Raw genomic sequence first — 11300 nt, forward strand, 5'->3', positions numbered from 1 at the left:
GGATCCCGAGCGCAAGGGAGCAAAATTAGCGCTTTTTACGCGCCCACCACTGCCAAGGTCAGGAAGGCAGCCCCCACCACTGTAATCGCCCAGCCGGCCCAGCGGGTTAAGCCAGGGATCCGCAACCCCCAGCGTTCTGCTGCCCAAAGGGCCAGGAGAGCTACCCCATACTGGACGGTGCTCAACCCCAGTAGATATCCCACCCAAGGCATGGGTTGGGCGCCGATAATGGTTTCGGCGTAGGCATAGCCATGGAATAGCCCCGCCAGGGATCCCCCTATTAGCAAGAGCCAACTTGGGATCTGCCGCGGTTGCACCAGCAGCAAGCCGAAGAGAACCACGGAAGAGGCAATGGCCAGCTCCGTCAGTCCCAGGGGATCCCAGCCGGCCAGGTGGATCCCAGTGCCCACCAAACCCGCTAGCACAAAGCCCAGCGGGATCCCATAGCGCCAGGGCTGCCCCGCCGCCACAAGACCGATGGCCACGACGAAGGCCAGGTGATCCAAGCCAATGACAGGGTGAGCCAGCCCGGAGAGAAATCCCTCCCAGGCCGTTGCAGGCAGTTTCCCTCCCAGGGCGTGGTGGGCAAAAGCCGGCGAAAAAAACCCCGTAACTGCCAGTGCACCCCCAGCAGCGGCAAAGCTGGGGATCCCTTCCTTCCGCCACCGCCCAAGCGGCGATGGGACTTGCTGCCACAGCCAAGACATGCTTTTGGACCTCCCTGAGTTCTCTCAATAGCTGCCCAGATCTCCCAGTCTAGGGGCGCTCTCTGTACCCTTGCAGATTTTCCGGCTCAAACTGGCGCAAAATCCGCGTGGCTTCGCGGAGGCGGGTTTCGTTCTCTTCTTCCACAATGAGCACGTACTTGCCCGCAGCGAGGCGGTTGCGGTAAGCCAAAGCATCGCCGGAGCCACCAGACAAGCCCACTCCGCCGCCGACGAAAAAGCTGCCCATGGCCCCGCCCATCGCGCCCAATAGGCCGCCGATCAGGTGGTTGCCTATAGGTCCCGCCCAGGCAAAGGTATCCAAACCACTCAAAACGCTGAACCCCACCCCGGCCAAAAAGCCAAAGGGCACCAACCAAATGGCCAGGCGCCGCATCTGACGGCGGGCCGCTTGGGCCGGGTCAATCAGCCCAAACTCGTCGGCACTCTTGTAGCCCCGCCCCAGCAGATGCAATCGCTCCAGGGAAAAGCCGGCTTGTTCCAGGGCGCTGTAGGCCGCCTCAGCGGCTATGCGATCCGGCAGTACCGCGATTAAATAGCTCATGGACCCGGGGATCCAATCCGTTCCACATCTTATTGTCTGCCAAGTTTGAGCGAGGATCCCTGTGACCCAGTCTGGCTCCACTAGCGCTCCATCTACTAGCCTCTACCAGCGCTTTTACGAAGTGGTGCGGCGGATCCCGCCGGGCCGAGTGGCCACCTATGGGCAGGTGGCGCGGGTTGCCGGTTACCCCGGCTATGCTCGCCAGGTGGGCTATGCTTTGTTTCGCCTGCAAGGCCAAAACACCGACATCCCTTGGCACCGGGTGATCAACGCCCAGGGCTGCATTTCCTACTCCCCTTTTCGCCTGGGCTACGACGACCTGCAGAAAGCGCTGCTGCAAGCCGAAGGGATCCACTTCGACGCCGAGGGCCAGGTGGACTTGCAACAATTTGGCTGGGATCCAGGGGAAGTTTAACCTAGGCTTGACCTAACCTTAGACAGGCCATAACGAAACCCCAATCCCACCCCTGGTAACGTGAACGCGGATGCGTCCTCTCTTGCGGATGGAGTGAAGGAATTGTCATGAAACCAGCTTGCCGTGCTCGAGGGTCTGCCCCTGCCAAGAGATGGCTCCCGGATTGGCTGAACCCTCTGGCCAGGTCCCTGTGGGTCGGGTTGTGGTGTTTGGTGCTGAGCCTGGCCAGCGCCTGCGGTAGCAGCAGCTCGGTTCCCCCAACCGGCGGAGGGGCTGGGTTTATCGCCTCGGATCCCAATGTGGCTCTCTCGACTCAGCCGCCCGCTTTTACCCTGCAAATCCTACATGCCAGCGACTTGGAAGCCTCGATAGCTGCCGTACAAGATGCGCCGCGCTTCTCGGCGGTGGTGAACGCTCTGCGCCCCCAATTTCCCAACACGGTGGTGCTCTCCAGTGGGGACAACTATATCCCCAACCCCTTCTACAACGCCAGCACGGATCGGTCTCTGCAAGGCCGTTACAACCTCACCCCTGGCAAAGCCGATATCGAGATCATCAACGCCATTGGCTTTGAGGCGGCTGCCTTCGGCAACCACGAGTTCGACCAAGGCACGCGCCAGATTCGCGATCTAATTCGGCCCGACACGGGCCGCGGCTACGCTGGGGCTCGTTTTCCCTATCTGAGCGCCAACCTCAGCTTCAGCGGCACCGGGGAATTGGCCAGCGCTGACTTTGCCGCCGATGGCCAAGAGGCCAGCTCCATTCGAGGCAGAATTGCCAAGACAGCAGTGATTACCGTAGGAGGGCAGCGAATTGGCTTGGTGGGAGCCACCACCACTCGCTTGGCTGCCATTTCCAGCCCCGGCCCCGAGGTGAGGGTAGAAGGCAGGGTGGACGACACCGACCAGGTAAGTGCTGCCCTGATCCAGGGCTTCGTCGATCAACTCACCGCTCAGGGCATCAACAAAATTATCCTCCTAGCCCATCTGCAACAGTTGCAAAACGAGGTAGCCCTGGCCAGCCAATTGCGAAATGTGGACATCATCATTGCCGGCGGATCCCACCGGGTGATCGCCAAGCCCACCGATCGCCTGCGCACTGATTTGCCGGATACCCGCACGGGTGACTACCCCATCTTGCGCTCCTCCGCCAGTGGTCAACCGGTGGCGGTGGTCAACACCGGCTCCAACTATCGCTACGTGGGCCGCCTGGTGGTCAGCTTCGACGCCAACGGGGTTATTGCCCGCATTGACCCGGTGAGCGGTGCCTATGCCACCGACGACCAAGGGGTAGCAGCTGTCAGGGGCACCCCCAATCCTGACGTGGTTCGGGTGGCCAATGAGATCGGCAACATCATCCGCACCAAGGATGGCCGCACCTTTGGCTCCACCACTCAATTTCTCAACGGCCTGCGGGCAGAGGTGCGCACCGAGGAAACCAACCTGGGCAACCTCACTGCCGATGCCAACCTGGCCTACGCCAGAACGGTCGATCCTTCTACAGTTATCTCCCTGAAAAATGGCGGTGGCATTCGCGCTCCCATTGGGGCTACCACCGGCGGCGGCGGCGGTGAGCCGGTGCGGCGCATCCCACCGGTGGCTAACCCTGAGGCCGGCAAGCAGTCCGGTCAAATCTCTCAGCTGGACATCGAAACGGCCCTTGCTTTTAACAACGGCCTCTCTCTGTTGACCGTCACCGCTGAGGAACTGAAGCAGATAGTGGAACATGGGGTAGCGCAAACCCAGCCGGGAGCTACGCCGGGCCGCTTCCCCCAAATTGGCGGCTTTGCCTTTAGCTTTGATCCCTCGCGGCCACCGGGATCCCGCGTCCTCTCCTTGCGGGTGGATACGCCCACAGGTCGGGATGTGGTGGTGCGCAACGGCCAAGTGCAAGGGGATCCCAGACGCACCTTCCGCCTGGTGACCCTGGACTTCTTGGCCAATGGTGGGGATGACTATCCCTTCCCTCGCCTGTCTAACCTCAACCGGGTCAACTTGGCCCCCAGCTCTGGCATTACCTTCGACACCCCCGGCAGCGAGCAAGATGCCTTGGCTCGGTATTTGCGGCAGATCGGCGTGTTCACCGAACCGGACACCCCGCCAGCCCAGGATACCCGCATCCAGAATCTGTCGGCCCGCCCCGATACAGTGCTGCAAGGTCTGTAGATTGGGTTAACAGACTGGGGCAGATTGGTCCAGAGGAGTGGTAATCCGGTGCCGGGCTTCCTTCTTGCCAAAGGGGAGATTGGCTTGGATGAGTTGCCTCAGCAGCGTGCCGGAGAAATGTCTTGAGCTTTTTAGGAAGGGATCCCTGGCCAGTGTCAAGGATCCCTTTTCTTTTTCCTACTCCTATCCCTGCTGGTGTTACTTGGCAACGTTTACCGGGGTGCCCAGGCGGGCCGTGAACCTTGCGGGCATTGCCCACAATAGGTGGATTTGTATACGGATTGAATTGCTTCCTCAAGGAGGAATCATTACCATCAAGGTGACGTTCGCTCCTTTTGCTGTTCATGACCCTGGAGACGTTTTTTACCCAGCTCAACGCCAATGGCTTAGCCATTGCGCTTTTGCTCTTTGCCACCCCTTGGGTGGTTTGGGTTCTCTGCGACTGGATCCCAGGCCAATGGGAGGAGCCTTTTTTGCTCAGCTTAAGTATCGGCTTGGGAGCGGTAACTCTTGTCCTCTGGGCGGGCTACTTGGCCTATGCCACCAACACCGCCGGCTGGCAGGCGGTGGTGAAGCAGGCGGATATGTTCTTGCTGCTGGTGCCTCCCTGGACTTTTCTTAGCTCTATCTGGGTGGCGCGGCAGCGCATGCCTCTCTCGCGGGTGCCGGCTTTTCGCACCTTGCAAGGGATCGGCATTTTGGCGGCAGTCTATCTTATTTTTTCTTGGCTCAGTCGCCGGGTTTATCTTGTCTTTTTTTCCTACATGCCCTTTTCGGCTTTCTTGTGGATCCTGGCAGGGCTGTTGGGGGTGGCGTACATCGGCTATCGCATCATCTTCGGGGATCCGCCCAAGTACCCGCCTGAAACCTGAGGGGGCAGACAGCAGGGACTAAAATCAAGGGAGACCTTTTGCAACTTGGCAATGGTGACCGTCCCTCTGACTTCAGCCCTGAATATCGACTATCGTCCTCTGCAGGAGCTGTTATCGGCGGGAGCCTGGCTGGAGGCGGATCGGCTGAGCCTACAACTGCTATGTCGGGCGGCAGGAGAGGGGGCAATGCGGCGGGGCTGGCTGTATTTTTCTGAGGTGAGCCGGATTCCGGTGGAGGATTTGCGAACGATTGATCACCTGTGGCGGGCGGCCTCCGGGGATCGCTTTGGCTACTCGGTGCAGCGGCAACTGTGGCTGGGGGTGAACCGCAACTGGGAGCGCCTTTGGCCCCTCATCGGCTGGAAGCAGGGCTACCACTGGACTCGCTACCCTGACGAGTTCATCTGGGATCTCTCCGCCCCCAAGGGCCACCTGCCCCTTTCCAACCAACTGCGGGGGGTGCGGGTTCTGGAGGAGTTGCTCACCCACAAGGCTTGGGAAGAAGTGTCTGGCTGAGCATCCCTGGTTACTGGCTAAATCATAATTGGACTAGACTGTGGCCGAGCAACTGCAACTAACCCAATTTCCCAACTTGCCTATCGACCTGGCCCAGGCCTGTGAGCAGGCCATCCAGGCTACACGGCTGGCTATGCAAGCAGGATATCGCCGCCTGCTCATCGAGATCCTGGCCCCCGACATCAAGCCAGAAGTATTGTCCCGCCCGTTCTTGGAGCTGCTGCAACCGCCTGCTTTGGTGCTATTCAGCGATGCCGGCGGAGCAGCCCTGGCCCAGCGGGAATGGGGATCCCTGCCAGAAGGGATTGAATTACAGAGCTTGACTTCCCGGACTCAACCTACCCCAGAACAGAGCCTCCTGCTGGTGATGCCCGCGGTTTACAGCTTGGATCAGGTGGAGCGGGTTTGCCAAGCGGTCAGTGGCGGGGATCCCTCTGGGCTGGCTTCCAAAGGACGGGATCCCAAACCCGTCGTTCTCCTCAACCCCCAATTGCAGGATGCCGCCACCGTGGGGGTGGGTCTGGCCGGTCGCCGGCTGCGGCAGCGGTTCCTGAGCACCTTTGAGACCAGCTACTACCTGCGCTCCCTGGTGGAGGGGGCCCTGTTTCGGGCCTATCCGGATCCCTGGAGCGTGTGGCAGCAGGAAGAGCCCGGCCTCTACAGCGTCTTGAAGACTTTTATTGCCCAGCCCACCGGCGAGGAAGTGGCCGAACTGTTCAGGGCCAGCAAGGGAAAGGATCCCTGGTGGAGCTGGCGGCGCTGGCTGGGATCCCTGTGAGGGTCAGGATCTCATGGGGAGAGAGGCCAGGGGTGAGGGTTAGTACTATCTCAAACTCTTTTAATAAAGACTATAAAGCTCCCCGCCTCATCTCTATTTCGGTGATATGATCACACCACGCTAGGAGTGTCTGGGGATCCCCCCCCAGGCTGAGATTACATCCTCAGAACCTGATCTGGTTCATACCAGCGTAGGAAAGCGAGCACTGGAGTTGACAACATGCGCAGCGAATGGGTTGCCCGTCGCCGTGGGCAAGCAAATGTAACGCAGATGCACTTTGCCCGTCAGGGCGTGATTACCGAAGAGATGGAGTATGTGGCCCAGCGGGAAAACCTGCCGCCTGAACTGATCCGCTCGGAAGTGGCCCGGGGTCGCATGATCATCCCTGCCAACATCAATCACACCAACCTCGAGCCGATGTGCATTGGGATCGCTTCCCGGTGCAAAGTCAATGCCAACATTGGCGCTTCCCCTACTTCTTCGGGCTTGGCCGAAGAGCTGGAAAAGCTGAAATTGGCCATCAAATACGGCGCCGATACCGTTATGGATCTGTCCACCGGCGGGGGCGATTTGGATGAAATTCGCACAGCCATTATCCAAGCTTCTCCAGTGCCCATTGGCACGGTGCCCATCTACCAGGCCCTAGAAAGCGTGCATGGCAATGTCGAAAAACTCTCGGCAGAAGATATCTTGCATATTATCGAAAAGCAGGCCCAGCAAGGGGTGGACTACATGACCATCCATGCCGGGATCCTGATCGAATATCTTCCGTTGGTACGCCACCGCCTGACGGGAATTGTTTCTCGTGGGGGTGGGATCCTGGCCCGTTGGATGTTGGCCCACCACAAACAAAACCCGCTTTATACCCACTTCCGCGACATTATCGAGATTTTCAAGAAATACGATGTTTCTTTTAGTCTGGGAGATTCTTTGCGACCGGGATGTTTGCACGATGCCTCTGATGAGGCGCAACTGGCGGAGTTGAAAACCCTGGGCCAGTTGACCCGCATGGCTTGGGAGCACGATGTGCAGGTCATGGTGGAAGGGCCCGGCCACGTGCCGATGGATCAAATTGAATTCAACGTGCGCAAGCAAATGGAGGAGTGCGATGAGGCTCCCTTCTATGTTTTGGGACCTCTGGTAACCGATATTGCGGCAGGCTATGACCACATCAGCTCCGCCATTGGAGCAGCCTTAGCCGGTTGGTACGGGGCAGCCATGCTTTGCTATGTCACCCCCAAAGAGCACCTGGGTTTGCCCAATGCAGAGGACGTGCGCAACGGCTTAATTGCCTATAAAATTGCCGCCCATGCTGCCGATATTGCCCGTCACCGGCCTGGGGCCAGGGATCGCGATGATGAGATGTCCAGAGCTCGCTATAACTTCGACTGGAACCGACAATTTGAACTGTCTTTGGATCCGGAGCGAGCTCGAGAATATCACGACGAGACCTTGCCGGCAGATATCTACAAAACGGCAGAGTTCTGCTCCATGTGTGGGCCAAAGTTTTGCCCCATGCAAACCAAAATGGATGCAGAGGCTTTGAGCGAGCTGGAGCGGTTCTTGACCGCGCAGCCAACAGGATAAGTCTTGGTTCATCCCCAATCCAATGGGTTGAAACCATCTTCTGTCCTGCCTATGGACTGGGTTGGGATCCCAGCCTCAAGCTGTCAAAAAGTTGGGTCTAAAGTTCTGTCCTACCGCAGGGATCCCTACCCTTCGGGGTGGGGAGTGTGTCAAGCTGATCTGGAGGAGAACCGTTGCAGTTGGCTCACTTGAGCACAGAGGATGACATGGCACTTAGACAACTCGGGCATGTCGCCATCCGGGTAGAAGACATCCCCAAGGCGGTGGAGTTCTACCAAAAGCTGGGCATGGTCAACGTCTGGCAGGATCCCGACTGGGCCTACATGAAGGCAGGAGAGGATGGGCTGGCGCTATTGGGGCCGGGCTATCGCGCAGCAGGGCCCCACTTTGGCTTTGTCTTCGACAACCTGGAGGAGCTTCGGCAAGAACACCAACGCCTGAAATCCCAAGGGATCCCGGTAGGGGCCATTCACACCCACAGGGATGGCACGGCCTCTTTCTACGGCAAGGATCCCGACGGCAACCTGTTTGAGTTTTTGTATGAACCTGCGGGAACCTTCGACCAAGCCAAGGCAGCCCAAGCCACAGCTTGACTTAGCACCTTGAGGGCGCTCCCCCAAGTACTCTCAGTTTGTCCAACGCAAAGGGATCCTCTTGTACACAGGGGATCCCCTTTTTGACCGGCTTTAGGAATACCCCTTGCCCAATTTGAATCGGCAGGAGCTGCCCACTCAGTCACCAGATCTGCTGGAGGTTTGCACGTACAAAATCACCAGGAAGATGGCGGGCACCAGAACAACTAAGAGGGTGGCCAAGATGCCCAGGTAGTTCGTCTCCATAACTCACAAATGCCACAAGCCCAACTGGCAGTCAGCATACCACTCTGAGGTGCGACTTGCCCAAAGGGAAAACAGGCGGGCCAAGGCTAGGGCTTTGTTTTGACGGAAACATCCCCCAGCACTTTGGTCTGGCAGGCAAGGCGGTAGCTATCGGGCTTGCGCTTGAGCTTGCGGTTTTCTGCCTCGGTGCGAGGGGAGAGATGCTCGGATCCCTCGACAATCTCCACCACACAGGTGCCACATTGGCCGTTGCCGCCGCAGTTGAGCAGCTTGGCCATCATTTTGTAGAGATCGATCTGGTTTTCCAGAGCCTTCAGGCGCAGGTTAGCGCCTTCAGCGACGAAGATCTCTCGGTTCTCGTTGACGAAGCGGATCGTTGCCATACCCCTGCCAGAAACCACGACACCTTTCAGACTGAGCCAGGAGAGCGCTCACAGTTGCTAAGTATTGTAACATTTTAAGTCATATTTTTAATCTCTGGCGAGAGATCTGGGAAGATGATGCCTAAAGTGAGACGGCATCCTGCCTGAAGCCACTCAGGTCGGTAGCGTTTCGTTATACTGTTTGATGCCCGCGATGGAAATTCTGAGAGCGATATCCTCTTGGGTGCGCTCAGGGGTTCAAGCGGGTGCGGCACCCCTCGACTCTGAAGAAACTGCTCAGGTCAGGATCCCAGGTAAGATGTCGGCTTAATTTTGACTGGATATCGCGCAAGTGTTGGAGAACGTGGAGGACCGAGCTTTATGGGACTACCGTGGTATCGGGTCCATACGGTTGTACTGAATGACCCAGGTCGCCTGATCGCGGTTCACCTGATGCATACCGCTCTGGTAGCAGGTTGGGCCGGGTCGATGGCGCTCTATGAAACGGCCATTTTCGATCCGTCGGATCCTGTCCTGAATCCGATGTGGCGTCAGGGCATGTTTGTCATGCCATTTATGGTTCGCCTGGGGGTGGTCAACTCCTGGGGCGGTTGGAATATCTACGGCGAGAGCGTAGCCAATGCGGGCTTCTGGACGTTTGAAGGGGTAGCTACTGCTCATATCGTTTTGTCCGGCTTGCTCTTCTTGGCGGCCTGCTGGCACTGGGTGTACTGGGATCTGGAGCTATTCCGGGATCCCCGCACCGGCGAGCCGGCTTTGGATCTGCCGAAAATATTTGGGATCCACCTGCTGTTGGCCGGGATCCTCTGCTTTGGGTTTGGCGCCTTTCACCTGACGGGGGTTTTTGGCCCGGGGATGTGGGTGAGCGATCCCTATGCGACGACGGGGCACGTCCAGCCGGTAGCACCGGAATGGGGGCCAGCCGGTTTTAACCCCTACAACGCCGGAGGGGTGGTGGCCCACCACATTGCTGCAGGCATCGTGGGCATCATTGCAGGTCTATTTCACATCACGGTACGCCCACCCCAGCGCCTCTATCGCGCTCTGCGAATGGGGAACATCGAGACGGTGCTTTCCAGCTCGATTGCGGCGGTGTTTTTTGCCGGTTTTGTGGTGGCCGGAACCATGTGGTACGGCAGCGCCACTACCCCTGTGGAGCTGTTTGGTCCCACCCGCTACCAATGGGATTCTGGCTATTTCAACCAGGAGATTAACCGCCGGGTAAATGCGGCCATGGAAGCCGGGATGACCCGCAGCGAGGCCTACAACTCCCTGCCCAAGTCTCTGCTCTTCTACGACTACGTGGGCAACAGCCCGGCCAAGGGGGGACTGTTCCGAGCTGGCCCCATGAACAAAGGGGATGGCATTGCCATCGAGTGGCTGGGCTACCCGGTGTTCCGTGACCGCGAAGGGCGCGAGCTGACGGTGCAGCGGATGCCCAATTTCTTCGAAACCTTCCCGGTTATTCTGCGGGATGCCGATGGCGTGGTGCGGGCAGACATTCCTTTCCGTCGGGCAGAGTCTCGCTACAGCTTTGAGCAGGTGGGCGTGACGGTGGAGTTTTACGGCGGCAAGCTGGACGGTCAGGTGTTTACCGACCCGGCAACGGTTAAGAAATATGCCCGCCAGGCCCAGTTGGGTCAGTTGTTTGAGTTCGACCGAGAAACCCCCAAGGCGGACGGCACCTTCCACACCAGCCCCCGCGGTTGGTTTACCTTTGCTCACGCGGTCTTTGCCCTGCTGTTCTTCTTTGGCCACATCTGGCACGGCGCTCGCACTCTCTTCCGCGATGTGTTCGCCGGTATTGACCCCAATATGAGCGAGGAAATGGTGGAGTTCGGCGTCTTCCAGAAAGTAGGGGATCCCACCACTCGCAAGGTTCAGGAAGCCTAGAGCCCTTTTCGGCGATGCCGTCGGCACTCTGCTTCACTTTGGAGATGGGGTGCTGGCGGCTCCGAGTTAATCTGGAATCAAGCCCCCTTAGAAATGGAGGTTTTGTATGGAAGCCATCACCTACACCTTTATCCTGTTTTTGACGTTGGGCCTTCTGTTTTTCGCGGTCGCCTTTCGGGAAACTCCGAGAATTACCAAGAAGTAACCCAGGGTAGTGGCTGCCGTTCCTGCTGTGCCGGGCTCAAGCAAGGCAGAGGGAAGGTCAGTCTCTTTTGAGATTTGTGGTTTAGGCTTAGTTCTGGATGGGGCCGGAGCTCTCTCCAGCTTTCCTATTTGCGGTTGGGTAGCGGCAACTCGGAATGGAGTGATTCCAAAATAAGATTCCAAAATAAATAGTTAAATAGTCAAGTAGCGGCAACCTGAGGATCCTTCCTTTTGGGAGAGGAGGGGGGAGTTCTCAGAGCTACTGAGACCCTTTTCGGTACTCTTCAGCTAGAAATCGCAGGAGCCCCGCACTGTACCCGTAGGGTCAGTGCCGGGAGGAATGCGGAAGTTACGATAGAACCATGACCCAAGTCCTGAC

13 protein-coding genes and 1 riboswitch are annotated in these 11300 nt (G+C 58.3%); of the genes, 9 read left to right on the forward strand and 4 right to left on the reverse strand.

Annotated elements, in window-relative coordinates:
* Window positions 1–35: 35 nt before the first annotated feature.
* Together ACVW0C_RS12250 and ACVW0C_RS12255 are read right to left on the reverse strand one after the other, a co-directional pair.
* Window positions 36–707, reverse strand: coding sequence for a HupE/UreJ family protein (locus tag ACVW0C_RS12250; RefSeq protein WP_011431938.1), 672 nt, complete (start codon window positions 705–707; stop codon window positions 36–38).
* Between the two features lie 49 nt (window positions 708–756).
* Window positions 757–1269 (reverse strand): hypothetical protein, encoded by a 513-nt coding sequence (locus tag ACVW0C_RS12255; protein ID WP_011431939.1) that lies wholly within the window; start codon window positions 1267–1269, stop codon window positions 757–759.
* 61 nt (window positions 1270–1330) lie between these two features.
* On the opposite strand from ACVW0C_RS12255, the gene ACVW0C_RS12260 reads away from it, so the two are divergent.
* The 7 genes from ACVW0C_RS12260 (at window position 1331) to ACVW0C_RS12290 (ending at window position 8195) form a co-directional block, all read left to right on the forward strand.
* Window positions 1331–1684 carry an MGMT family protein gene (locus tag ACVW0C_RS12260; RefSeq protein WP_414329999.1) on the forward strand — a complete coding sequence of 118 codons (354 nt, stop codon included), beginning with the start codon at window positions 1331–1333 and terminating at the stop codon, window positions 1682–1684.
* 212 nt (window positions 1685–1896) lie between these two features.
* Entirely contained in the window at window positions 1897–3849 is a 1953-nt protein-coding gene (locus ACVW0C_RS12265; RefSeq protein WP_457385658.1) for a bifunctional metallophosphatase/5'-nucleotidase, read from the forward strand.
* Between the two features lie 344 nt (window positions 3850–4193).
* Window positions 4194–4721: a hypothetical protein gene (locus ACVW0C_RS12270; RefSeq protein WP_011431942.1), complete on the forward strand. Its 528-nt coding sequence runs from the start codon at window positions 4194–4196 to the stop codon at window positions 4719–4721.
* Window positions 4722–4772: 51 nt separating this feature from the next.
* Window positions 4773–5237 (forward strand): GUN4 domain-containing protein, encoded by a 465-nt coding sequence (locus tag ACVW0C_RS12275; RefSeq protein ID WP_457385652.1) that lies wholly within the window; start codon window positions 4773–4775, stop codon window positions 5235–5237.
* Between the two features lie 40 nt (window positions 5238–5277).
* On the forward strand, window positions 5278–6015 hold the full coding sequence (locus ACVW0C_RS12280; protein WP_414407536.1) for a DUF1995 family protein: 738 nt from the start codon (window positions 5278–5280) through the stop codon (window positions 6013–6015).
* 112 nt (window positions 6016–6127) lie between these two features.
* A riboswitch (TPP riboswitch) is annotated at window positions 6128–6229 on the forward strand.
* A gap of 5 nt (window positions 6230–6234) precedes the next feature.
* Window positions 6235–7602 (forward strand): phosphomethylpyrimidine synthase ThiC, encoded by a 1368-nt coding sequence (gene thiC, locus ACVW0C_RS12285; protein WP_457385654.1) that lies wholly within the window; start codon window positions 6235–6237, stop codon window positions 7600–7602.
* Between the two features lie 206 nt (window positions 7603–7808).
* Window positions 7809–8195, forward strand: coding sequence for a VOC family protein (locus ACVW0C_RS12290; RefSeq protein ID WP_457385656.1), 387 nt, complete (start codon window positions 7809–7811; stop codon window positions 8193–8195).
* A 138-nt stretch (window positions 8196–8333) separates the two neighbouring features.
* On the opposite strand, the gene psbM is transcribed toward ACVW0C_RS12290, so the two are convergent.
* Both psbM and ACVW0C_RS12300 read right to left on the reverse strand, forming a co-directional pair.
* Complete coding sequence (gene psbM, locus ACVW0C_RS12295; RefSeq protein ID WP_071818137.1) at window positions 8334–8441, reverse strand: photosystem II reaction center protein PsbM; 108 nt, start codon at window positions 8439–8441, stop codon at window positions 8334–8336.
* Window positions 8442–8527: 86 nt separating this feature from the next.
* On the reverse strand, window positions 8528–8824 hold the full coding sequence (locus ACVW0C_RS12300; RefSeq protein WP_414350488.1) for a 2Fe-2S iron-sulfur cluster-binding protein: 297 nt from the start codon (window positions 8822–8824) through the stop codon (window positions 8528–8530).
* Between the two features lie 360 nt (window positions 8825–9184).
* Between ACVW0C_RS12300 and psbB the strand changes: the two genes are divergently transcribed.
* Window positions 9185–10717 carry a photosystem II chlorophyll-binding protein CP47 gene (gene psbB, locus ACVW0C_RS12305; protein WP_011431948.1) on the forward strand — a complete coding sequence of 511 codons (1533 nt, stop codon included), beginning with the start codon at window positions 9185–9187 and terminating at the stop codon, window positions 10715–10717.
* Window positions 10718–10823: 106 nt separating this feature from the next.
* Complete coding sequence (locus tag ACVW0C_RS12310) at window positions 10824–10922, forward strand: photosystem II reaction center protein T (protein WP_011431949.1); 99 nt, start codon at window positions 10824–10826, stop codon at window positions 10920–10922.
* Window positions 10923–11300 lie beyond the last annotated feature (378 nt).

The organism is Thermostichus sp. OS-CIW-26 (assembly GCF_054058395.1).